16 protein-coding genes and 3 pseudogenes are annotated in these 22,664 nt (G+C 68.3%); 6 read left to right on the forward strand and 13 right to left on the reverse strand.

The window, feature by feature from the left end; all coding sequences use genetic code 11:
• The first annotated feature begins 50 nt into the window (after positions 1–50).
• Together AVR91_RS00690 and fbaA are read left to right on the forward strand one after the other, a co-directional pair.
• Positions 51–872, forward strand: a complete 822-nt coding sequence (locus AVR91_RS00690; RefSeq protein WP_063275386.1) for an LLM class F420-dependent oxidoreductase — start codon at positions 51–53, stop codon at positions 870–872.
• Between the two features lie 83 nt (positions 873–955).
• Entirely contained in the window at positions 956–1,987 is a 1,032-nt protein-coding gene (fbaA, locus tag AVR91_RS00695; protein WP_016338097.1) for a class II fructose-bisphosphate aldolase, read from the forward strand.
• 337 nt (positions 1,988–2,324) lie between these two features.
• Here the strand turns inward: fbaA and AVR91_RS00700 are convergent, their stop codons facing one another.
• Positions 2,325–3,524 carry a hypothetical protein gene (locus AVR91_RS00700; protein WP_063275387.1) on the reverse strand — a complete coding sequence of 400 codons (1,200 nt, stop codon included), beginning with the start codon at positions 3,522–3,524 and terminating at the stop codon, positions 2,325–2,327.
• Between the two features lie 232 nt (positions 3,525–3,756).
• Here AVR91_RS00700 and AVR91_RS00705 point away from each other — a divergent pair, with 232 nt between their 5' ends.
• Positions 3,757–4,164, forward strand: coding sequence for a DUF3151 domain-containing protein (locus tag AVR91_RS00705; protein ID WP_063275408.1), 408 nt, complete (start codon positions 3,757–3,759; stop codon positions 4,162–4,164).
• A 57-nt stretch (positions 4,165–4,221) separates the two neighbouring features.
• On the opposite strand, the gene AVR91_RS00710 is transcribed toward AVR91_RS00705, so the two are convergent.
• Positions 4,222–5,448: a lipase family protein gene (locus tag AVR91_RS00710; RefSeq protein ID WP_063275388.1), complete on the reverse strand. Its 1,227-nt coding sequence runs from the start codon at positions 5,446–5,448 to the stop codon at positions 4,222–4,224.
• 71 nt (positions 5,449–5,519) lie between these two features.
• On the opposite strand from AVR91_RS00710, the gene AVR91_RS00715 reads away from it, so the two are divergent.
• A complete protein-coding gene (locus tag AVR91_RS00715) occupies positions 5,520–6,164 on the forward strand; it encodes a TetR/AcrR family transcriptional regulator (RefSeq protein ID WP_063275389.1) in 645 nt (214 codons plus the stop codon).
• On the opposite strand, the gene AVR91_RS00720 is transcribed toward AVR91_RS00715, so the two are convergent.
• The 3 genes and pseudogenes from AVR91_RS00720 to AVR91_RS00730 form a co-directional block, all read right to left on the reverse strand.
• Entirely contained in the window at positions 6,161–7,471 is a 1,311-nt protein-coding gene (locus AVR91_RS00720) for a GGDEF domain-containing protein (protein ID WP_083715315.1), read from the reverse strand. The genes AVR91_RS00715 and AVR91_RS00720 overlap by 4 nt on opposite strands.
• Before the next feature lie 202 nt (positions 7,472–7,673).
• Positions 7,674–8,927: an MFS transporter gene (locus AVR91_RS00725; RefSeq protein ID WP_016338090.1), complete on the reverse strand. Its 1,254-nt coding sequence runs from the start codon at positions 8,925–8,927 to the stop codon at positions 7,674–7,676.
• 435 nt (positions 8,928–9,362) lie between these two features.
• A pseudogene (locus tag AVR91_RS00730) lies at positions 9,363–10,430 on the reverse strand (LLM class flavin-dependent oxidoreductase); the annotation flags it as partial.
• Between the two features lie 55 nt (positions 10,431–10,485).
• On the opposite strand from AVR91_RS00730, the gene AVR91_RS00735 reads away from it, so the two are divergent.
• Positions 10,486–12,387, forward strand: a complete 1,902-nt coding sequence (locus AVR91_RS00735) for an FAD/NAD(P)-binding protein (protein ID WP_063275390.1) — start codon at positions 10,486–10,488, stop codon at positions 12,385–12,387.
• Between the two features lie 104 nt (positions 12,388–12,491).
• Here AVR91_RS00735 and AVR91_RS00740 read toward each other — a convergent pair whose 3' ends face one another.
• The 8 genes and pseudogenes from AVR91_RS00740 to AVR91_RS00775 all read right to left on the reverse strand — a co-directional run bounded on the left by AVR91_RS00740 (position 12,492) and on the right by AVR91_RS00775 (position 21,293).
• A complete protein-coding gene (locus AVR91_RS00740; RefSeq protein WP_063275391.1) occupies positions 12,492–13,598 on the reverse strand; it encodes a glycosyltransferase in 1,107 nt (368 codons plus the stop codon).
• Between the two features lie 13 nt (positions 13,599–13,611).
• Positions 13,612–14,649: an LLM class flavin-dependent oxidoreductase gene (locus tag AVR91_RS00745; RefSeq protein WP_063275392.1), complete on the reverse strand. Its 1,038-nt coding sequence runs from the start codon at positions 14,647–14,649 to the stop codon at positions 13,612–13,614.
• A pseudogene (locus AVR91_RS00750) lies at positions 14,646–16,223 on the reverse strand (dipeptide ABC transporter ATP-binding protein). The gene AVR91_RS00745 and the pseudogene AVR91_RS00750 overlap by 4 nt, the downstream one beginning before the upstream one ends.
• On the reverse strand, positions 16,220–17,035 hold the full coding sequence (locus tag AVR91_RS00755; RefSeq protein ID WP_063275393.1) for an ABC transporter permease: 816 nt from the start codon (positions 17,033–17,035) through the stop codon (positions 16,220–16,222). The pseudogene AVR91_RS00750 and the gene AVR91_RS00755 overlap by 4 nt, the downstream one beginning before the upstream one ends.
• Positions 17,028–17,978, reverse strand: coding sequence for an ABC transporter permease (locus AVR91_RS00760; RefSeq protein WP_016338083.1), 951 nt, complete (start codon positions 17,976–17,978; stop codon positions 17,028–17,030). Before AVR91_RS00760 ends, AVR91_RS00755 begins: the two co-directional genes overlap by 8 nt.
• A pseudogene (locus AVR91_RS00765) lies at positions 17,975–19,580 on the reverse strand (ABC transporter substrate-binding protein). The gene AVR91_RS00760 and the pseudogene AVR91_RS00765 overlap by 4 nt, the downstream one beginning before the upstream one ends.
• Positions 19,581–19,788: 208 nt before the next feature.
• On the reverse strand, positions 19,789–20,427 hold the full coding sequence (locus AVR91_RS00770; protein WP_063275394.1) for a GmrSD restriction endonuclease domain-containing protein: 639 nt from the start codon (positions 20,425–20,427) through the stop codon (positions 19,789–19,791).
• 185 nt (positions 20,428–20,612) lie between these two features.
• Complete coding sequence (locus AVR91_RS00775; protein ID WP_228709094.1) at positions 20,613–21,293, reverse strand: hypothetical protein; 681 nt, start codon at positions 21,291–21,293, stop codon at positions 20,613–20,615.
• Between the two features lie 54 nt (positions 21,294–21,347).
• On the opposite strand from AVR91_RS00775, the gene AVR91_RS00780 reads away from it, so the two are divergent.
• On the forward strand, positions 21,348–22,634 hold the full coding sequence (locus AVR91_RS00780) for an adenylosuccinate synthase (protein WP_063275396.1): 1,287 nt from the start codon (positions 21,348–21,350) through the stop codon (positions 22,632–22,634).
• Positions 22,635–22,664 lie beyond the last annotated feature (30 nt).

Here is a 22,664-nt window from a genome sequence, read left to right on the forward strand (position 1 = left end):
ACCCCGAACTTAAGGGAAGACATCGCCCCTTCGCGGCGTTACCTCGGTCCATGGGAATCGAACTCGGCAGGATCGGCATCTGGCAGCACGAATCCGTCTTCACCCCGGAGATCGCCCGTGAGCTGGAGGAACTCGGCTACGGCGCGATCTGGCTGGGTGGCTCACCGGACGGCGACCTGGTGAAGGCGGAGGAGCTGCTCGACGCGACGAAGACGATCAAGGTCGCCACCGGCATCGTCAACATCTGGAAGGACGACGCGGCCACGGTCGCCGAGTCGTACAAGCGCATCGAAGCGAAGCACCCGGGCCGCTTTCTGCTCGGCATCGGTGCCGGGCACCGGGAGCACACCGCCGAGTTCAAGAAGCCGTACACGGCGCTGGTGGAGTACCTCGACGCGCTCGACGCCGCCGGCGTGCCCGTCGAAGGCCGGGTTCTCGCCGCTCTCGGCCCGAAGGTGATCAAACTCGCAGGAGACCGCACAGCGGGAGCCCACCCGTACCTGATGACGCCCGAGCACACCCGCCAGGCTCGCGAGATCCTCGGCGAAGGACCGCTGCTCGCGCCCGAGCAGAAGATCGTCCTCGAGGCCGATCCGGCGAAGGCCCGCGAGATCGGGCGGCCGAGCGTCAAGTTCTACCTCGGTCTCGTCAACTACACGAACTCCCTGCGGAAACTCGGTTTCACCGACGAAGACCTGGCGGGCGAGGGCAGCGACAAGCTGATCGACGCGCTGGCCGTCCACGGCGACGCCGAGACGGTCGCCCGCGGCGTCACCGCGCATATCGAGGCCGGGGCGGACCACGTCAACATCCAGGTACTGAACCAAGACCCCCTCCCGGTCTACCGGGCGCTCGCCGCGGTCCTCCTCTGACGCGACGGCTGTAGGCACCTCCCGGCCGACCTCGTACGATGCGGCCGAGAGGTGCACCAGCCTGCTTCGAGGAGGAGTAAACGATGCCCATCGCCACCCCCGAGGTCTACGCGGAGATGCTCGACCGGGCGAAGGCGAACGAATTCGCCTACCCGGCCATCAACGTGACCTCGTCGGAGACCCTGAACGCCGCCATTCGCGGGTTCGCCGAGGCGGAGAGCGACGGGATCATCCAGTTCTCCACCGGCGGCGCGGAGTTCGCGTCCGGCCAGAAGGTCAAGGACATGGTGACCGGTTCGGTCGCGCTCGCCGAGTTCGCCCAGGTCGTCGCCGCCAAGTACGACGTGAACGTCGCGCTGCACACCGACCACTGCCCGAAGGACAAGCTCGACGGCTTCGTCCGCCCGCTGATCGAGATCTCGGCGGAGCGGGTCAAGAACGGCCAGAACCCGCTGTTCCAGAGCCACATGTGGGACGGCTCCGCGATCGACCTCGACGAGAACCTCGAGATCGCGCAGGAGCTGCTCGCCAAGGCTGCGGCCGCGAACATCATCCTCGAGGTCGAGATCGGTGTCGTCGGCGGCGAGGAAGACGGCGTCGAGGCCGAGATCAACGAGAAGCTGTACACCGCCGAGGGCGACTTCCTGAAGACGATCGACGCGCTCGGCTCCGGCGAGAACGGCCGCTACCTGCTGGCCGCGACCTTCGGCAACGTGCACGGCGTCTACAAGCCCGGCAACGTGAAGCTGCGCCCGGACGTGCTCAAGGGCGGCCAGGAGGCGGCGGCGAAGAAGCTCGGCCTCCCGGCCGGCTCGAAGCCGTTCGAGCTGGTCTTCCACGGTGGTTCGGGCTCGCTGCCGGAGGAGATCCGCGAGGCGGTGTCGTACGGCGTCGTGAAGATGAACGTCGACACCGACACGCAGTACGCCTTCACCCGGCCCATCGCGGACCACTTCTTCAAGAACTACGACGGTGTCCTGAAGATCGACGGCGAGGTCGGCAACAAGAAGGTCTACGACCCGCGTAGCTACCTGAAGGCCGCGGAGGCCGCCATGGCCACGCGCGTCGTCGAGGCCGCTCAGTCGCTGGGCTCGGCCGGCAAGAAGCTCTCCTGACCCATCCCGCATTCAGTCCTCTGAATGCGGAAGTGCTCCATACGTCAGAACGCGTATCCCCCGAGCCGAGCCACCCACGACCAAGATCATCATTCTGTCGGTCCAAGGCTCGGTGAAATGTTTGCGCGGGTCTCTGACCAGGCAAGTACAGGAAGGCCCCCTTCCTTGCGTCTAGCGCAAGGAAGGGGGCCTTCATGTACTCATCGCCCGGCTGACGTTCGCCCGATCACGCGTGTCGTCCCTCTGATCACGCGAGTTCCGCCTTCAATCACGCGAGTTCGCCGTCTGATCACGCGAGTTCGCCGATGCATCACGCCGAGCCGATGTACTCAGAGCCTCAGGCGGCGCGGCGCTTCTCCAACACCGAGTTCATCGCCCGCGTCCCCGGCCCGGCGGCGGCCCACAGCACGCCGACCCCGGCCAGGCAGACCGCGGCCGTCCAGTAGGCCACCGGCGGCGCCGACTCCGTGAGCGCGTCGCCGAGGATCCACGGCCGGAACTGCGACTGCACCCACAACATCCCGTAGCCGAACGCCGTCACCAGCAGCGCGCCCGCGCCCGCCGTCAGCATCGGATGCCCCCGGCCGATGCGGAACGCCAGGTCGACGGCGAGCCCGACGGCCAGCAGGTAGAACGGCACCACCGAGACCGGGAAACCCATCCCGAACAGCAGCGGCCACATCACCAGCCGGTACGCGAGATACGCGGCGGCGACCGTCGTGCCCGCCCAGCGGAAGCCGGTCGTGTGCCGCGCCAGCGCGAAGATCAGCGCCATCACGCCGATGCCCCACAGCGGGTACACCCAGTCGTCGATCGGCATCGTGAAGTATTCGACGGCCACCCGGTCGACCGGATGCCCGATCTGGTTGGCGGCGAAGTTCAGCAGCTCGGGCTCGGCCTCGGGGGTGCCGCGCTCCCAGGCGCGCAGGCCGAGGATGCCGTACTCCTGCTGACCGTTCGGGAAGAACGTGTTCTCCAGGAAGAACGCCCACAGTCCGATCAGGACACCGGTGCGCAGGCGGCCGGGTTTGGCGTACTTCAGCCAGCCCATGATCACGCCGGCCTGCATGATGCCCGTTCCGATGTAGAGCATCATGTGCGACGGGCTCCACGCGGTCAGATCGAGACCGTTGACGCGGTGGTTGATGACGTCCAGCGGCGCCGCGATGAGGAACACCACGAGCCCGATCTGCATCAGCCGCAGCGAACGCCGGTCGGCGCCCATGCCGGTGTAGCTGTGGATCGCCACCAGCACCATGATGATCACCGTGCCGACGGTGTTGATCAGATGCGGCGGGGCGAGGTCGTCGCGCAGCCACATGAAATGCCACGACATGTCCCAGGACGAGCCAACCAGCTTGAAGGCGAACGCGGCCAGCCACATCGAGTAGCAGAACTTCAGCACCCAGTCCGGCGTCGCCTGCCCCGGCGCGCCGCGGTGCCAATGGAGCTTGAAGAACAGCCTCGTCTTCGCGATCGGGCTGCGGGGGATGACACCCGGCGAAAGGTCCCCGGTCACTTCTGTCGCCTTTGTCATGCGGGTCATCTTCCCTGCTCCAGATCACGGGATGGGCATTTGGGGTCGAAAATCGGGGTTCACCCGTAGGGGTGGTGGATTTGCGATCGGCGTGCGAAGCAGGGCAAGGTGTGCCGCCATGATGCCGAAACGACTCGTCGCGGCGGTCCTCGTCGCCGCTCTGGTGCTGGCCGGTGGGGGCATTCTCGGGAGCCTGTTCTTCTAGTCACACACGGTCTGCACAATGGCCGGTATGACGAACCTCCTCGGCCCCCAGCCGACGCATCTCCCCGAGCAAACCGCCGCGCAGGCGGCGCTGGACGCCGGGACCGATCCCGCCGCCGTCGCCGCCGAGCACCCCGACTACAGCGAGGCGTGGGCCGCCCTCGCCGAGAAGGCGCTCGACGCGGGCGAGACCGTCGCCGCGTACGCGTACGCCCGCACCGGTTACCACCGCGGTCTCGACCAGCTTCGCCGCGCGGGCTGGAAGGGACACGGGCCGGTGCCGTGGTCGCACCGCCCGAACCAGGGTTTCCTGCGTTCCCTCGCCGTCCTCGGCAAGGCCGCCGGCAAGATCGGCGAGACCGAGGAGTACGACCGCTGCAAGACCTTCCTGAGCGACTCGGACCCGGCCGCCGCGGAAGCCACCGGCCTCAAGTAGCGCGCTATGAACGGTCCGTTCCTTGCAAATTTTGCAAGGAACGGACCGTTCATGGCACTAGAAGAGGCCGCAGTTCCCGAAGGCCGGCAGCCCCGCGAAGCGACCCTCAAGCCAAGCGAAAGCCTCCGGGAACGCCCGGATCGCCCCGCCCACGTGCGTCGGAACCAGCGAAGTCGAGAACTGCACCTTCGCGCCCTTCTCGCACCAAGAGCGCGCCATGGTCCGCCCCTGCGCGTAGGGGACGATGTCGTCGAGAGCACTGTGGACGACCAGCGTCGGAGCGCCCGGCTTACGCGCTCCGATGAGCTGCTCGCCGACTCGCGTCTTGTACGGCTCTTCGCCGAGGTACGCGGTCAGCGGCCGGCCGTCCTTCGTCAGGTCCTTCGACTGCGTGAACGCGTGCGCGAAGATCGCGTCCCCCGTGCACTCCTGCTTGACCTTCTCGAACGCTTCGACGCCCTTCGCGTTCAGCACGGACGGGATGTTCAGCTCCGGGTACGCCGCGTCCATGCTGACCAGCGTGAATCCGAGGAACCCGAAGGCGTAGTGCCCGTCGATGTTCTTGCCGACTTCAGCCAGGTCGGCCGGGACAGCGCCCGCGTACGAGCCCTTCAGCTTGAGCTCGGGCGCGTAGGACGGCTGGAGTTCGGCGGCCGACGCCGACGCCCCGCCGCCCTGCGAGTAGCCCGCGGTCGCGACCGGGCCGTTGTCCGGCAGGTTCGCTTCGGGCAGGCGCTGTGCCGCGCGGATCGAGTCGAGGACGGCGTTGCCCTCGGCGACTCGGTTGACGTACGTGTGGACGCCGGGAGTGCCGAGGCCTTCGTAGTCGGTGACGACGACGCCGTAGCCGCGAAGCAGCAGCCCGGCGATGAAGGGCCCTTCGTACTCCATGCCCGCAGCGAGGGCTTTCGACGGCGCGCACTGGTCGCCGACGCCCTGCGTCCCGGCCGCGTAGCCGACGAGCGGCCGCTCGCCCGCGCCGGTCCACGCCTTCTTCGGGGTGAGGACGGTGCCGGTCACGGCGTTGGCCCGGCCGTGGGTGTCGGTGCTGCGGTACATGATCCGCTGGACGTCCGCGTCGGCCTTGATGAGTTTGACGGGATCGACGTAGAAGGTGGACGGCTCGTGCCGGATGATGTCGCCGGGAGCACCCGCGGGCAGTGGCGACGGGGGATCGTAGAAGGACGGGGCGGCGCCGGCCTGCGGTGCCCCGAAGGTCAGCAGGGCCGCGATGGTGGCCGCTGAGACGGCGGCGGACACACCGCGCCGGGATCCTGGACGCATGCTTGCTCCTCGTTGAGCACAAACATTTTCGACAGACGTGTCGAAAAAGAGAGTCAGTGAGGTGGCGCACAATGTCAAGTCCGGCGCCGCGAGGGAGACCCCGCAAACTCCCGATCGGCGAGCAACGGGCGCGGGTACTGGGGTCGGCGGCAGGCGTCTTCGCGGTGCACGGCGCCCAGGCCGCGACGATCGAGCAGATCGCCCGTCGCGCGGGAGTGTCCCGCCAGGCCGTCTACGAGCAGTTCGGTGATCGCACGACGTTGTTCGCCCAGGTCGTCGCGGACATCGAGGAACGCGCTTTCGAGGCGATCGGCGCGCCCGCCCTCGACCTCTCGCAGCCCGAGCTCCGGTCCTGGGCCCGCGCCAACTACGCCAACATGTTCGCCTTCGTCGCGGCGAACCCCGACGCGTTCCCCGTGTTGCGCGAAGCGGAGCGCATGGGCGACCCGGCCCTCACCCGGCTTCGGGAACGGCTGGCGGCCGTCTACACCGAGGCGAGCCGTCAGCGCTGGGCACGCCACGGCGTCGACTCCGGCCGCGCGGACAAGGCGCTGGTCACGCTGTTCTTCGCGATGACCGAGGCGCTCGTCCAGGCGAGCTGGGACGGTGAGCCGCCCGACGCGGACGCGCTCATCGACCTGCTCACCGAATTCACCGTCGGCGGCGTCGTCCGGCTCCGGACCACGGCCGCCGACGTGATGGAAAGGCTGCGTTAGGCCGCGACGGCCTCCAGGGTTGCTTCGGCGACCGAAGCGAGATCCGGTGACGAGACGACGCGGTTGCGGCCGTTCCGTTTCGCCGCGTAGACCGACGCGTCCGCCGACGCCATGACCTCGTCGATCGTCCGGCCGTCGAGCGGGTACGTCGCGACGCCGACCGACGCCGTCCGCTGCTCGATGACCACGGCGTTGCCCTCGTTGTCCTGGGTCTTGATGACCATTTCGCTGATCCGCTGCCGGATCCGCTCGGCGACCGCGACGGACTCCTGCTTCGAAGACGAGGTCAGGAGCACGACGAACTCCTCACCGCCGAAGCGGCCGGCGAGGTCCTGCGTCCGGGTTTCGGCCTTGACCAGCGCCGCGACGCCCTTGAGCACGTCGTCGCCCGCCAGGTGGCCGTACGTGTCGTTGATGCTCTTGAAGTGGTCGAGGTCGATCATCAGCGCGCCGAACTGGCCGTTCTCGCGCTCGGCGCGGGAGACCTCGCGGACGGCGCCCTGCTGCCAGGTGGTGGCGTTGAGGAGCTGGGTCTTCTGGTCGGTGGTGGCGAGTTCTTCCAGCTGCTTGATCAGCACCGAACGCTGCAGCAGGTACAGCGGCAGGAAGACGAGCAGCACCAGCACCGGCTGATGCGGCAGGACGGCGAGCACGAGCGCGCCGATGCAGACCGTGGAGGCTTCGAGGATGTTGTCGTCCCAAGAGCCGAGGAGCGTCTGGACGGTCGCCTTCTTGGGTGCCGCGAAGTACAGGCCGGTGCCGGTGAAGACGGCGTTCGTCAGGAAGAAGGCGATGCTCGCGGCGCAGATCGCCGTCACCGACGCCGTGTCGGCGCCGACGATCTGCACGGTCGCCCATGCGGCGAACGCGGTCAGCGTCATCGATGTGGCGTTCGCCACAGTTCGGTGGGGGTTGACCGTGTGAAGGCCCGCCCAACTGCGGTATCCGAGGTGAAGATAGATCACGGTTACGAGAAGCGCGGTCAACTGCGGCGGAAGCAGGATCGCGCCCGGCAACACCCAGACCGAGGTCATGTTGATATGCGGGGTGACGCTCATGCTGCGCCGCTGGCGTTCGATCCGGCGGGTCGCCTCGGTGTGCGCGATGGCGAGCCCGGCGAGCAGGAAACACAGCAGGACCTGCGAAGACGTGATGGCGATGGATGCGGCGAAGACCCCCGTCAGTGCCAGCATCGTCGCGACGGACAGCCCGGTGTAGGCGATCCAGTGTTTAGGCCTCTTCCACAGCTCCCACGTCGCTACCGTGAGAGCCGAACGATGTCCAGCGCGTTCCTCCGATGTGATCATCTTTCCCCCTGACTCTTGCGTCATTCTCCGAAACCCCCTACTTACGGACAGCTTCTACCGACTTGCGGGCTGTCGACAAGCTCCCTAGGTGTGTACTTTTCTCTGAGAGGTCGAGGGAAAGGTGCCAGCGATGGCCGGTAGGGATCAGTGAACTGGGGCGCGCGCCAGACGTCCGCGCGATCGGGCCGGCGCGTGGAACACCTCAATGTTCTGCGCGTGCGGCGTCTTTTTCCTGCCACCGATCCGGGTCACGGCTGAGGTTCCGGAACCAGCTCAGCGCGAGCGGGACGGTCAGCACCAATCCCGCAAGCCCGAAGACGCCCACGGTCGACTGAGGGCCCACCTGGTCCGCCAGGATGCCGCCGATCAGGGGACTCACGCCCATCGTCGTGGTCAACCCGGTGTTCGACAGCCCCATGACCTGTGCCCGGCTCTCGTCCGGCACGGCCAGCGTCAGCGACGCGGTCGCCTGCATGAGCGCCACCGTGCCGAAGCCGCCGCAGAACACGAACAACACGATCGACGACAGCGGTCCCGGCTGCAGGAAGCACAGCAGCAGCGGGAGCGCGGTCAGCGCCGAAAGCGGCCCGATCAGTTTCGGTCTGACGTGCGCCGGCACCCAGCGTGAATAGATGAACGCCCCGATCACGCTGCCGATCGGATCGGCGGCCAGCAGCAGGCCGATGATCTCGGGGCCACCGCCCGACGAGGCGACGTAGGGCGCCGCGATGCCCTCGTAAACCGGCAGCAGGCCCATCAGCCAGGTGAACAGCAGCAACGCGCGCAGCCCGGAGCTGGCGAAGACGATCTTGCCGCCCGAGCCGATCGACGCGAAGAACGACTTTCGCTTCTCTCCCGACGCCGCGGCCGGACGCGACTTGAGCCCGAACCGGACGAACAGCGCCGAGATCACGAAGGTGACCGCGTCCAGCGCGAGGGCGAGATGGGGTTCGAGCGCGGTCAGCAGGAGCCCGCCGCCGGCGAATCCCGCCAGCTGCGCGGATTGGACGGTCATACTGCGGATCGCCATGCCGACGACGAACCGGTCGCCTTCGAGGATCTGCGGCAGCAGGGCCAGCTGGGCCGCCTTGAACGGCGGGTTCAGCAGCGAGACGCCGCCGACGAGGACGCACAGCACCCAGAACGGCAGTACCGGCACCGCGACCAGCGCGATCAGCAAGGCCCGCAGCAGGTCGACGACCACCATCACGGTCCGCCGGGGGAACCGGTCCGCGAAGCCGGTGAGGAAGATGCCGCCGAGCAGTGACGGGGCGTAGGTCAGCGCGTAGGTGAGGCCGGTCAGGGTCGCGGAGCGGGTTTCGGTGAAGACGAGGACGGAGAGGGCTACCCTGGCGAGTTGATCACCGAAGATCGAAAACAGCTCGGCGAACCAGAGCGAACGGAACTCGGCTACACCGAACACCTCTCGGTAAGTGACCCGTCCGGCCGAAGCCATGTTGCCCCCAATAGGGTCCTTATTACGCGAGAAACTCGTGACCGAGAGTAACGCGGTCACGAGCTCGTCACGAAGCGTCATTCGTTCACGTAAGTGTCTCCTGACTGTTGGTGATTGGCTAGGTTCTTTCGCCGGGTTTCTGGAGTTGGAGATCTTTTTCGTGGATGACCGGCCGCCCGAGAAGATGTCCCGGTGACCGGTAACGCGGTTCAGACCAGCACTTTTGGGTCGTTTCGGGCTTTTCGCCGGGAAAGGAGGTCAGAACGGCGTCACCCGGGGCGGGGATGCCGTATCGCGACGGCGGTCCGCGCGCGGCCCCGCACCGCCCGGCACCGAACGGGTTTCGACTCCGCTCCGCGACGGCCGGAGCGATCCGGGGCGGCCGGCGTAGTGCGCCGAATGGATGACCGGACCGCCATCCGGTGGAGTGACCGTTCAGCCGTCGACGGCGAGTACCTCGCGGGCCGAAGCCGCGTCGCGCTTGGCGACCTCTTCGCGCACGATCGGGATGACGTGACGGCCGAAGTCGATCGTGTCGCCGAGCATGTCGTAGCCGCGGGCGGAAAGGATGTCGACGCCGAGGTCGTAGTAGTCGAGCAGGGCCTGCGCGACCGTTTCGGGCGTGCCGACCAGGGCGTTGGAATTGCCCGCGCCGCCGGTCGCGGCCGCCGTCGGGGTCCACAGCGCCCGGTCGAACCGTTCGCCCTCGGCGGCGACCGCGAGGAGCCGCTGCGAGCCGGTGTTCTCCGGATTCGTGAGCGAATGCCGCCGGGTCAGCTGCTGACCACCGCTCGTGCGGGCCTTGATCGCGTCGACCGTGCGATACGCCTTCTCCCAGGCGAGCTCCTCGGTCGGCGCGATGATCGGGCGGAACGCGACCTGGATGCGCGGGACGTCGGTCCGCCCGGCGGCCTTCGCCGCGGCCTTGACGGACTCGATCTGCTCGGCCGTTTGCGCGAGGGGCTCGCCCCAGAGGCAGAAGATGTCCGCTTCGGCACCGCCCGCCGCGTACGCCGCCGGAGACGAGCCACCGAACGAGACGCCAGGTCGTGGCTGTTGCACAGGCCGGACGTTGAGGACGAAGTCGGCGAAGCGGTAGTGCTCGCCTTCGTGGTCGAAGGGCTCTTCGGACGTCCAAGCCCGCTTCACGATCTGGATGTACTCGCGCGTGCGTGAGTAGCGCTCGTCCTTCGTGAGGTAGTCGCCTTCGCGCTGCTGCTCGTGGTCGCTGCCGCCGGTGATGAAGTGGACCGTGAGCTTCCCGTCCGAGAGCTGGTCCAGCGTGGCGAACGTCTTCGCCGCGAAGGTCGGGTACGAGACGTTCGGCCGGTGTGCCAGCAGGATCTGGAGCTTGTCGAGCTTCGACGCGACGTATGCCGCCGCCTGCGCCGGGTCCGGACCGCTGGAACCGTACGCGAACAGCACCCGGTCCCAGCCGAATTCCTCGTGCGCCCGCGCGAGGCGCAGTGTGTAGTCCCGCCGGTTCCTCGCCGTGGCAACGGGTTCCGCTCCTTGAGAACCCGCACACGGCCGGGAATCCCGGCGTAGCTTCGGCTTCGTGGGTACCGCAGACCTTCCCTACGTGCTCGCGGTGGTCGGCGCCGGTCCACGTGGGGTTGGCGTGCTCGAACGGCTCGGCGCCAACGCCGCCGAGCTCCTCGGCGGGCGGCGGCTGTTGGTGCATCTCGTCGATCCCTTTCCCGCCGGGGCCGGACGGGTCTGGCGTTATGAACAGTCACCGTTGCTGCGGATGAACTCCATGCCCGAAGACGTCACCGTGTTCACCGACGAGACCGTGGAGATCGACGGGCCGATCCGCCCCGGGCCTTCGCTGATCGAGTGGGCGAGGCTGGTTCGCGAGGGCGCGCTCGACGCGGACGTCGACGCAAGCCTGCGGGCCGAACTCGAGGCGCTGCAAAGCGATCACTTCCCGACGCGACGGCTGCAGAGCGCGTATCTCGCCTGGTTCCACCGCGAGGTACGCGCCGGCCTCCCGGCCGGGATCGAGATCGTCGAGCACCGGACCCGCGCGGTACGGCTGGAGGACGGCGATCCGCAGTCGCTCTGGCTGGAGGACCGGGCGGAACCCCTCGCCGTGGACGCGGTCTTGTTCACCGTCGGGCATCTCGACGCCGAACCGGACGAACACGAGACCGCACTCGCCGATTTCGCCGCCCGGCACGACCTCGCGTACTTCCCGGCAGGCTACACCGCCGACGTCGACTACTCGGCGATCGGACCGGGGGAAACCGTGCTGGTACGCGGTTTCGGCCTCGCGTTCGTCGATCTGATGCTGCTGCTGACCGAAGGCCGCGGCGGCCGGTTCGAAGAGCAGGTGTGCGGCGGGCTGAAGTACCACCCCAGCGGTGCCGAGCCCGTGCTGCACGTCGGTTCGCGCCGCGGCGTGCCGTACCACTCGAAGATCGGCTACCGGCTGCGCGGGAAACCCTTGCGGTTGCCCAAGTTCTTCGACGCCTACGCGATCGGGAAGCTCTGCGAGGTGCCCGGCCCGATCGACTTCCGCCGCGACGTGTGGCCGCTGATCTCGAAGGAGATCGCGTGGGCGTACTACAGCGAACTGTTCACCGCCCACCCCGAGCGGGTGCGGATGGACTTCGCCGTCTTCGCCGACGCTTTCGCGGACGCCGCGCCCGGCGAGCTCGGCGCGCTGGTGGCACGGGCGGTTCCGGCGCCGGACGATCGGCTGGATCTCGGCAAGCTCGACAGGCCGATGGCCGGCGCCGAATTCGGCACCGCCGAGGAGTACGGCAAGGAGTTGCGTGAGTACGTCGAGGCGGACTTGAGCCGCCGGGCGGACGTCGAGTACAGCGCGGATCTGGGTGCCTTCATGGCGCTGCTTTCCGTGATGGGGCAGCTTCCGGCGCTGGTGCAGACCGGACGGCTCGACGCGGTGTCTCGACTGTCCGATTTGGACGGATGGTTTCTCGGGTTCTTCTCCTACTTCGCCAGCGGGCCGCCGCCGCGACGGCTCGAAGAACTGCTCGCGCTCCAGGAAGCGGGGCTGGTGCACTTCTTGGGCGCGGAAATGCGCATATCGGCCGACGAGGAACGCCGCGCTTTCGTCGCCTCGGGTGCGAGCTTCCCCGGCGAGACCGAGGCGCGGACCCTTGTCGAGGCTCGGCTTCCGGAGCCGAGCGTCACCAGGGCGTCCGATGTCCTTTTGCGACAGTTGCGGGACAGCGGCGCGCTCGGCGAGGAAGCCGTCCTCGACCCGGTCACCGGCGAGAGGCTGCTCGCCGGCCGTATCCACACCCGCGTCTCCGACGGCCGGATACTCGACGGCGAGGGCCGCCCGCATCCGCGCCGCTTCGCGCTCGGGCCGCATACGTCGGCGCGGTCGGCGGGGGCGTTCACCCGGCCGCGGACCAACGCGCTCCCGTTCCGGCAGAACGACGTCGTCGCGCGGGAGATCCTGAAACTGGTCAGGACGGAGGCGTGACTCGCGTGATTGAAGGCGGAACTCACGTGATTGGAGGCGGAACTCACGTGTGCGGCGTCTGATCACGCGAGTCACGCTTCCAATCACGCGAGTTCCGCCTCCGATCACGCGTGAACGGCGAACTCCTCCAGCCGCCGGACGACCTCCGACGGCGCGGGCATGGCGGCGATCTCGTGACGGGCCCTCGCCGCCACCTCGCGCACGCGGGCGTCGTCGAGGAGGGTCTTGGCCCTCTCCTCGACGACGTCCGCGGTCACCTCGTCGCCGGTCAGCGCCCGCCCGGCGTTGGCCGTCTCCAGCGTTTCCGCGTTGACGAACTGGTCCGCGCCCTGCGGCAGCACCAGCTGCGGCAGACCCGCCGAAAGCGCGCCGAGCACGGTCCCGGTGCCGCCGTGGTGCACCACCAGATCCGCGCGCGGAAGCACTTCGGACTGCGGCACGAAGCCGGTCACGTGGACGTTCGGTGGCAGGCCGCCGAATTCGGCGGGGTCACCCGGGCCGCGGGCGACCAGGACGTCCACCGGCAGCCGCGAGAGGCCGTCGATCGCGGCGCGCAGTACGCCGGTGGCGCCGAAGGCGACGGTGCCCAGCGTCAGGTAGACGAGGGGTCGGTCGCGTCCGTCGAGCCACGACGGCACCGTGCCCGGTTCGTTCCACGGCACCGGCCGGAGCCGGAAGACCGTCGGCAGCGAGCTCGCCACCGGGTCGCGGACGACATCCGGCCACACGTCGATCCCGGCGTCGCCCAGCATGAGGTCGGCAGGCGGGTTGCCGTCCCACAGCGGTGCGAACCGGTGCGCGGCGGCGGCCATCAGCTCGGCGGGCATCGACCGCCCGATCACGTGGGACACCACCGGGATCCCGGCCCGGCGGGCGGCGGCCGCCGCGCCGGCGTCGCTCATCTCGTAGACGACCAGATCCGGCCGGAGCGTGGGGAGCAGCGGGGTCAGGTCGGCGATCGTCGCCTGCGGCAGGATGTCGGCGAAGGCGGTGAAGATGGCCTCGAGCGCGTCCCCTTCGGCCTGGTCGACGGCGTCCTGGATCGAGATCCCGACCTCGTGCGCGTCGAAGCCGAGCGAGCGGACCTTGTCCAGGAAGGCCGCGCCGGTCCCGAAGACCACTTCGTGTCCGGCGTCGCGGGCGGCGATCGCCAAGGGCATCAACGGGTACAGGTGGCCGTAGGCGGGGCGGCACGTGAAGAGGATGCGCACCTCCTCGAAGCTACTAGCTTTCCCAGACGCGCGAGGGCAGTTCTTTCCGCACGATCGGGACGACGTCGGCGGCGAAGAGCTCCAGGACGTCTCGCGCCTCCCCGGCTTCCAACCCGTCGACCGACACCGCCTGCACCTCGTGTCCGAACGACGCGTGGTAATCGCCGATCTTGTCGATCACCTGCTCAGGGCTTCCGACAAGGGCGGAACCTCCGGTGATCTTGTCCTCCAACGTGGTGAACTCCGACTTGTTGTGCTGATACGCGGGTGTCTTCATCAGCGCTTCGAAGTACGGCCGGTATCCGTCCAGCGCCTCCTGCGACGTCTTGGCGACATAGAGCCCGCCCGTGCCCGAACCGACGAGCGCGTCCGCCGGATCGTGGCCGTAATCCACCCAGCGCCGCCGGTAGTGGTCGATCAGGTCCGCGTACTTCTTCTTGGGATGGAAGCCGTTCGCGGTGAACAGCGGATCGCCGAACTTCGCCGCCAGCTCGGTCGATTCGGTACTCGACGCGCTCCCGTGCCAGATCCGCGGCCGCGCGTGAAAGGGACGCGGCTGCGTCGTGACGTCGGTCAGTGGCGTGCGGAACTCGCCGTCCCACGTCACGCCCTCCTCCAGGAACAGGCGGCGCAGCAGGGCGAACTTCTCCGCCTGGTACTCCCATTGCCGGTCTTCTTCGAGGCCGAACAGCGGGAAATGCCGCGGATCGTTGCCCTTCCCGATCATGAGTTCCAGCCGCCCGCCGGAAAGCTGGTCGAGCGTCGCGTAGTCCTCGGCGACGCGGACCGGGTCGAGCACGCTGATCACGGTCAGGGTGGTCAGCAGCCGGACACGTTTCGTGCGTTCCGCGACCGCCGCGAGGATCACCGGCGGAGCCGAGGAGAGGAACGGCTCGCCGTGCCGCTCGCCGACGCCGTACGCGTCGAAGCCCAGTTCCTCGGCGAAGATCGCCTCGTCGACGACCCGGCGCAGGCGTTCGTGCTGGGTCGGGGGCGCGCCGGTCACCGGGTCGGGATGGTTGGCGACCAGGGAGAAGAGTCCGAACTTCATCGTGTCTCCAAGGGTTTCCGGCCGGGGATGGCGGCGAGCAGCTCCCGGGTGTAGTCCGCGCTCGGCCGTTCGAGGACGTCCTGAGCGGGGCCGAGTTCGACGAGCGCGCCGCCGCGCAGCACGCCGACGGTGTCCGCGATCTGCCGGACCACGGCGAGGTCGTGCGAGATGAACAGATACGTCAGGCCGAGTTCGTCCTGCAGATCGGCGAGCAACCGCAGGATCTGCGCCTGCACCGAGACGTCCAGCGCGGACACCGGTTCGTCGGCGACGATCAGCTCCGGGCGCAGGGCGAGCGCCCGCGCGATGGCCGCGCGTTGCCGCTGGCCGCCGGACAATTCGGCCGGCTTCCGCTTCAACACCGAAGACGGCAGGGCGACTTGGTCGACCAGCTCGGCCGCCCGCGCCCGGCGTTCCGCCTTCGTGCCGACGCCGAACGCGCGCAACGGCTCGGAGATGACGTCCTCGATGCTGAACTTCGGGTTCAGCGACGCGTACGGGTTCTGGTACACCAGCTGGAACCGGCGCCGCAGCCGCCGCAGCTCCTCGCCGCGCAGCGCGGTGATGTCCTCGCTGTCGAACTCGACGACGCCGTCGGTCGGCGTCTCCAGCCGCAGGATCATCCGCGCGGTGGTCGACTTGCCCGAACCGGATTCGCCGACCAGCGCGAGCGTCCGGCCGCGGGCGATGTCGAACGAAACACCGTCGACGGCACGGACGGTTCCGAAGGTTTTGCCGAGGTCACGGACCGACACCAGGACGTCGGACGACGGCGGTTTCGGCTCCCGCAACGGGGTGTCGGACAGGCTTGGTGCGGCGGCGAGCAGATCCCGCGTGTATTTCTGTGAGGGTGCGGCGAGGATCTCTCCGGTCGTGCCTTCCTCGACGACACTCCCCTGGGACAGCACGACGATCCGCGACGCGCGATCCGAGGCGACACCGAGGTCGTGGGTGATCAGCAGGACGGCGGTGCCCGCTTCGGCGGCGAGTTCTTCGAGATGGTCGAGGATCTGTCGCTGCACGGTGACGTCGAGCGCGCTGGTCGGTTCGTCGGCGATGATCAACTTCGGCCGTCCGGCGAGCGCGGCGGCGATCAGCGCACGCTGCCGGAGCCCGCCGGACAGCTCGTGCGGATACTGCCGCGCCCGCGTCTCCGGATCGGCGATCCCGGCCTTGCGCAGCAGTTTCACCGCCTCCGCGCCCGCGCTTCGTTTGTCGGCCAGACCGTGGATCAGCAGCACTTCCGCGACCTGATCGCCGATCCGGTGCACGGGGTTGAGCGACACGGTCGGATCCTAGGGGACCAGCGCGATCTCGCGGCCGCGCACCGAACGCCAAGCGCGGTCGGCGAGTTTCGTGAGGTCGCGGCCGTCGAAGGTGATCTCGCCGCGGTCGATGCGCCCGCCACGCGGCAGCAGCCCGATCGCCGCGTGCGCCGTCGTGCTCTTGCCGGAGCCGGACTCGCCGACCACCGCGACGATCTGTCCCTTGTGGACGGAAAGCGAGACACCGTCCACAGCGGGCACGGACTTGTAGGAAACCGCGAGATCGCGGATGGTCAGCAGTTCGCTCACCGCACGTCTCCTTCGATCGCTCTGGACAGCCGGTTCGCCGACAGCACCACGGCCGCGACGGTGAGCCCGGGGAATGTCGTCATCCACCAGGCGGTGGCGAGGAAGCCGCGGCCGCCCGCCACCAGCGAGCCCCATTCCGGGGTCGGCGGGGTGGCGCCGTAGCCGAGGAAGCTCAGCGCGGACACCTCCAGCACCGCCGTGCCGAAGGTGAGCGTCGCGAGCGCGAGCACCGGGCCGAGCGCGTTGGGCAGCACGTGCCGTCCGAGCACTCCGGTCCAGCGCACGCCGCCCGCTCGGGCCGCCTCGACGAACACGCCACTGCGGACACGCAGTACTTCGGCCCGCATCAGCCGGGCGAACTGCGCGAGGTTCGCGACGCCGACCGCGATCGCGACATTGGTCGTCCCGAAGCCGAGTGCGGTGACCAGTGCCAGCGAAAGGAGAATCGACGGGATCGCCAGCAGGACGTCGACGCAGCGCATGATCGCCGAATCGAGGGCGCCGCCGCGGAACCCGGCGAGCAGGCCGAGCGCGGAACCGGCGACGAGCGCGACGACGACGGCGATCACGGTCGCCTGCAACGAAAGCGCGGAGCCGTGGACCACCCGCGCGAAGATGTCGCGCCCGGTCTCGTCGGTACCGAAGAGATGGCCGAGCGACGGGCCTTGCATCTTCTCAGCGGGGACGCCGGCGAGCGGATCCTGTCCGGTGAACAGGCCGGGGGCGACCGCCGACAGCAGGGCGAAGGCCAGGACGGCGATCGCGAGGATCAGGCCCGGCTTCCGCCCGGTGCGCACGAGAACGTCAGGCATCGGCCGTCTCCCGGTGTCGGATCCGCGGGTCGAGCAGGGGATAGACGAGGTCGACGAGCAAGTTGATCACCACGAACACCAGCGCCGCGAGCACGATGACCGCCTGCACCACCGGGATGTCCTGCGCGGTCACCGCCGACGACGTCACGCGGCCGAGGCCGTCGCGGGAGAACACCGTCTCGGTGATCACCGAACCCGCGATCAGGTTCCCGGCGACCACGCCGGCGATGGTGAGCGTGGGCACCGCCGCGTTGCGCAGTAAATGTCCGAAGTGGACTCTCGATCGGCTCGCCCCTTTCGCCAGCGCGATCTCGGCGTACGGCTCGGCGAGCTGCGTGCGGAGGCTCTTCGCCAGCACCTGACCGATGATCGCGCCGGTCGGGATGGCGAGTGTGATCGCGGGCAGGATCAGCGACTCGAAGCCGTTCGAACCCAGCGCGGGCAACAGCCTGAGCTGGAAGGAGAAGAACTGGATGAGCAGCAGCCCGACCCAGAACGGTGGCAACGAGATCCCCAGCGGCGGCAACGCGAGCAGGAGATTGCCCAGCCAGCGGTGCCGCGTGAGGGTGCCGGCGAACGCGATCCCGCCGCCGAACAGGATCGCGAGCACCAGGGCGAAGCCGGTCACCGCCAGCGTCGGCGGCAGGGCCGAGACGACCATGTTCGTGGCGTCGTCCCCGGTGGCGATCGAACGGCCGAAGTCGCCTTGCAAAGCCGCGAGCAGCCGCTTTCCGTACTGCAGTGGCAACGGATCGTCGAGTCCGTACTCCGCCTTCGCCGCGGCCAGTTGCTCCGGTGTCACCGAAAGGCCGGCCTCACCTCCGCCGAGCTTCGCGCTGACCGCGTCACCCGGCAGGAGGTAGAGGATCACGAACGACACGGTGAAGGCGGCCCACAGCACGAAAACCGCCTGCAGGATCCGCCGCAGCAGATACCGTGTCACGAGCCGGACACCCAGGCGTCGAACAGCTGAAGCCGCGACGACGCCTCGAAACCGATGCCGTGCGCGTTCGGTCCGTGCGCAAGCACCTGGGTCAGCTCGAACACCGGCGCCGAGTAGCCGTGCTCGATGATCGCGCGCTGTGCCTCCTCGGCCGCGGGCTTGCGTTTCGCCGGGTCCACAGTGGACGACTGTGCGTCGAGCGGCGCGTCGACCGGGTTGCCCGCGGACAGCTTGCTGCGGTTGTTCGCCTTGGTGGAGAACAGGTTGCGCAGGATGTCCGGGTCGGCGCGGGTGGTGTTGTACCAGAGGTACTCGTAGTTCCCGCTCTGCGTGATCTGCACGGTCTCGGCCGTCGTGCGCTGCTCGATCCGAAGGTCGAAGCCGATCTTGCGCAACTGCTGCTGGACGAGTTCGAGCACGCTCTTGTTCTGGTTGAAAACCAGGGAGAAGACGACCTTCGCGGTCAGCCGCTGCCCGTTCTTGGTGCGGATCCCGTCGGGTCCGGGGAGCCAGCCCGCGCTTTCCAGCAGCGCCGTGGCGCCGGCCGGATCGTAGGCGAGCAGCGGGGAAAGGTCGGTGTGGAACGGTGTCGCCGAGCCGAGGATGCTGGTGGCGGGCTTGTAGTTCGGGGTCAGCACGGTGTTCGTGACCTCGGGCCGGTTGATGCCCTTGACCACCGCCTGGCGGACCTTCTCGTCGGTGAGCACGCCCTTGGTGACGTTGGCGTGCAGGTTGAACACGATGCCGGGGTTCGGGCGCGTGGGCTCGGCGAAGCCGTTGCCGGTGAACTGCGGTTCGTCGACCGGCTGGACGTCGGTGATGGCGTCGAGCTGCCCGGACGCGAGACTTCCGGTGCGCACCCCGGGTTCCGGCACGATCTTGTAGGCGATCTTGTCGAGATACGCCTCGCCCTGGTGCTTGAACAGCGACGACCCCCAGTTGTAGCCCTTGCGTTTCGCCAGGACGATCTCCTGGTTCTGTTTCAGGCTCTCGAAAACGAACGGGCCGGAGCCGATCAGGCCGTCGCCCTGGCAGCGCTGGTCGGCGGTCTTCTTGTACGCGGCGGGCGCGAGGACGCCGAGCGACATCGTCGAGCTGGCCTGCAGGAACTGTTGCGCTGGGCACGGAGAACTCGATCTTCACCGTCTTCGGATCGACGACCGTCGTTCCCTTGTAGACGGCCAGATAGCCCGAGCCGAGCTGCGATTTCGGGCCGAGCGCCTTGATCGCGTCGAAGCTCGTCTTGACCGCCGCGGCGTCGACCGGGCTGCCGTCGGAGAAGGTCGCGCCGTCGCGCAGGTGGAAGGTGAACGCGGTCGAATCCGTGTTGCTCTCCCATTTTTCGGCCAGCCATGGCTTGAGCTCGCCGGTGGCCGGGTCTTGATCGGTCAGCGAATCGACCAGCTGACGGCCGACGTTGAGCGAAGCGTTGGTGCCGACCTGTTGCGGGTCGATGCAGTCTGGGCTCGAGGAGATCCCGAGTCGCAGCGTGCCACCGGGTTTGGGCGGCCCGGCGTCACCCGTCGCGCCACCCGCGGAAGAGCAAGCAGTGACGACGAGGGCGGTGAGCGCGAGTAAGGAAGTGGCGGCGGTACGGGACACCGGGTGGCCTCCAGCGGGGAACGGGGGGCGCTTTCTCTTGCGCCTGCCCGAATCACGCTAATCACGGCCTTGAGCACCGCCCATATGCTGAGCCCGGCTCCCAGTCCGCGAAACGTCCCACCTTTCCGCTTGACAGCGGTGAAAGTACGTGAAGGCCCCCTTCATGTACCTAGGCGCAAGGAAGGGGGCCTTCATGTACTTACGGGGTCTAGCAGCGGTTGAGCATGTCCGTCAGCGCGGTCTTCTCCGCAGACTTGATGCTCAGCTTGTACTTGTACTTCACCGTGGTCCACATCTTCGCGTAGGTGCACCAGTAGCCGACGGTCGGCGGCTTCCAGGCGTCCGGCGACTTGTCGCCCTTCTCCTGGTTGACGTTGTCGGTGACGGCGATCAGCTGCGGCGAGCTGAGGTCGTTCGCGAACGCCTGCCGCTGCGCGGTGGTCCACGAAGACGCGCCGGTGCGCCAGGCGGCGGCCAGCGGGACGACGTGGTCGATGTCCACATCGGACGCCGCGCGCCAGGTGGCGCCGTCATAGGGGCTGAACCAGCTGCCGGAGACGGCGGCGCAACTGCTGTCCTGCTGAACGTTCGTGCCGTCCCGCTTCAGCACGACCTCACGGGTGTTGCAGCTGTTGCCCTGGTCGGACCAGTGCGGGAACTTGTCGCGGCTGTACCCGGTCGACGAACCGTCCGGTTTGACGGTCAGCGAGGCGAGCTGGGACTTGGCGGTGTCCGCCGACGGGATGCCCGGGGGTGTCGCTTCGGCGACACCCACCACGCCCGCGGAGACGATCGCCGAGACGGCGAGAACGGTGAAGGAGCGACGAACAGCAAGCGCAGTTGGCATATTGCTGCCTCCGTGTCAGGTTTGGGGACCTGGTCACCATGCGGCACCGATATGACCCACGCAACACCATCGGATGACACTCTGCTGGCTATTCGTGAACGGAGGGTGTCACGAGCAGGTAGGACAGGGTGTCCGTCACCGAAAAATCTTCGGAAAGTCCAGCTGATGGTTCTGAGCCGAATGGCCTACTCGAGCCCACGGACCAGCCGGAGATCCTCCGTGTGCCGGTACCAGGTCCATCGGCTCATGGCCCGCGGATGGGCGACGCCGTCGCTGCTGGGCCGCGTCGGGATGCAGCCGAGCTGGAACGCCCGCGCGTACTGCGTCGACGGCCGCTTGAACAGCGTCCCCTTGGTCACCCGCACCATCAGCCCCGGACCGCTCGTGTCCGGCTCGACCTCGATCGAGCGCGCGGGCCCGCGCAGGACGGTGTGCTCGTCGCAGTAGGCCACGCCGCGGATCATCCCGATCACCCCGCGTCCGACCAGCACCCCGCCGGTGTCGTCGCGGATCAGCGGCACCGGGTCGACCTCGCCGCGCAGCGCGAGCGAGAGTGCACGCAGTGGCTGCGTCGGCAGGCTCCAGATCCGGGCGACGTCGGAGTCCGGCGACGACGGCACGAAGCCGAGCGACACGCCCGAGAGCTGTTCTTTTCGTAACAGCCGCAGTGCGACCGCCGCGAGGTCGGCGTCGGTGCCCGCGACCACGAGATGATCGTGTTCCCCCAGCAAGGGATCGATATCCGCCTTGCCTGGGCGGCTCGGGACGTGCACCATTTCGACGTCGTCGATCTCCGGGAGTGTGGGCTCGCCCTCGGGACAGACCACCACTATTCCGCGCACCCGAAGGCCCTCCGTTACGCTCATGCACCGGCATTTACCAGCGCCAAACCACAAGTCGCCGAACACCTGGAGTGTCACATGCCGGCCATCGTGCTGATCGGGGCCCAATGGGGGGACGAGGGCAAGGGCAAGGCCACCGACCTGCTCGGCGACCGCGTCCAGTGGATCGTGCGTTACCAAGGCGGTAACAACGCGGGCCACACCGTAGTCCTTCCCGACGGGCAGAACTTCGCCCTCCACCTCATCCCGTCCGGGATCCTCACGCCGGGCGTCACCAACGTCATCGGCAACGGCGTCGTCATCGACCCGGGCGTGCTGCTCGACGAGCTCGCGGGGCTGGAGGAACGCGACGTCGACACCAGCAAGCTGCTGATCTCCGCCGACGCGCACTTGATCATGCCGTACCACGTGGCGATCGATAAGGTCACCGAGCGTTACCTCGGCAGCCGCAAGATCGGCACCACCGGCCGCGGCATCGGCCCCTGCTACCAGGACAAGATCGCCCGCGTCGGCGTCCGCGTGCAGGACCTGCTCGACGAGAAGATCTTCCGGCAGAAGGTCGAGTCGGCACTGGAGTTCAAGAACCAGGTGCTGGTCAAGGTCTACAACCGCAAGGCGCTGGACGCGAACCAGGTCGCCGACGAGGTGCTGGCCGCGGGCGAGAAGTTCGCGCACCGCATCGCCGACACGCGCCTTCAGCTCAACCAGGCCCTCGAACGCGGCGAGACCGTGCTGCTCGAAGGCTCGCAGGGCACGCTGCTCGACGTCGACCACGGGACCTATCCGTTCGTGACGTCGTCGAACCCGACCTCCGGCGGCGCGAGCGCGGGTTCGGGCATCGGCCCCGGCAAGATCGACACCGTGCTGGGCATCCTCAAGGCCTACACCACCCGCGTCGGTTCCGGCCCGTTCCCGACCGAGCTGGACGACGAATCCGGCGAGTACCTGCGCAAACAGGGCGGCGAGTTCGGCGTCACCACCGGCCGCTCGCGGCGCACCGGCTGGTTCGACGCGGTCATCGCGCGCTACGCGGTGCGGGTCAACGGCATCACCGACTACTTCCTCACCAAGCTGGACGTGCTGTCCGGCCTGGAGAAGGTGCCGGTGTGCGTCGGCTACGAGGTCGACGGGTTCCGCACGTACGACATGCCGATGACGCAGACCGACGTCCACCACGCGCTGCCGATCTACGAAGAGCTGCCGGGCTGGTTCGAGGACATCTCGGGCTGCCGCACCTTCGAAGAGCTGCCGTCGAACGCGCGGGCCTACGTCGAGCGGCTCGAAGAGCTCTCTGGCGCGCGGATCTCGGCGATCGGCGTCGGTCCGGGCCGGGAGCAGACCATCGTGCGGCACGAGTTCGTCTGACCCCCTTTTCGCGTGCTATGAACGGGCCGT

Origin of the sequence: Amycolatopsis keratiniphila subsp. keratiniphila (assembly GCF_001620365.2) — a bacterium.
Lineage (GTDB): Bacteria > Actinomycetota > Actinomycetes > Mycobacteriales > Pseudonocardiaceae > Amycolatopsis > Amycolatopsis keratiniphila.

What these genes read in the sequence shown, in the direction of transcription:
- AVR91_RS00755 (WP_063275393.1), bottom strand. Translation starts at nt 17,035, where the DNA reads ATGCCTGACGTTCTCGTGCGCACCGGGCGGAAGCCGGGCCTGATCCTC.
- AVR91_RS00770 (WP_063275394.1), bottom strand. Translation starts at nt 20,427, where the DNA reads ATGCCAACTGCGCTTGCTGTTCGTCGCTCCTTCACCGTTCTCGCCGTC.
- AVR91_RS00745 (WP_063275392.1), bottom strand. Translation starts at nt 14,649, where the DNA reads ATGAAGTTCGGACTCTTCTCCCTGGTCGCCAACCATCCCGACCCGGTG.
- AVR91_RS00700 (WP_063275387.1), bottom strand. Translation starts at nt 3,524, where the DNA reads ATGACAAAGGCGACAGAAGTGACCGGGGACCTTTCGCCGGGTGTCATC.
- fbaA (WP_016338097.1), top strand. Translation starts at nt 956, where the DNA reads ATGCCCATCGCCACCCCCGAGGTCTACGCGGAGATGCTCGACCGGGCG.
- AVR91_RS00690 (WP_063275386.1), top strand. Translation starts at nt 51, where the DNA reads ATGGGAATCGAACTCGGCAGGATCGGCATCTGGCAGCACGAATCCGTC.
- AVR91_RS00775 (WP_228709094.1), bottom strand. Translation starts at nt 21,293, where the DNA reads ATGAGCGTAACGGAGGGCCTTCGGGTGCGCGGAATAGTGGTGGTCTGT.
- AVR91_RS00725 (WP_016338090.1), bottom strand. Translation starts at nt 8,927, where the DNA reads ATGGCTTCGGCCGGACGGGTCACTTACCGAGAGGTGTTCGGTGTAGCC.
- AVR91_RS00715 (WP_063275389.1), top strand. Translation starts at nt 5,520, where the DNA reads ATGTCAAGTCCGGCGCCGCGAGGGAGACCCCGCAAACTCCCGATCGGC.
- AVR91_RS00720 (WP_083715315.1), bottom strand. Translation starts at nt 7,471, where the DNA reads ATGATCACATCGGAGGAACGCGCTGGACATCGTTCGGCTCTCACGGTA.
- AVR91_RS00710 (WP_063275388.1), bottom strand. Translation starts at nt 5,448, where the DNA reads ATGCGTCCAGGATCCCGGCGCGGTGTGTCCGCCGCCGTCTCAGCGGCC.
- AVR91_RS00780 (WP_063275396.1), top strand. Translation starts at nt 21,348, where the DNA reads ATGCCGGCCATCGTGCTGATCGGGGCCCAATGGGGGGACGAGGGCAAG.
- AVR91_RS00705 (WP_063275408.1), top strand. Translation starts at nt 3,757, where the DNA reads ATGACGAACCTCCTCGGCCCCCAGCCGACGCATCTCCCCGAGCAAACC.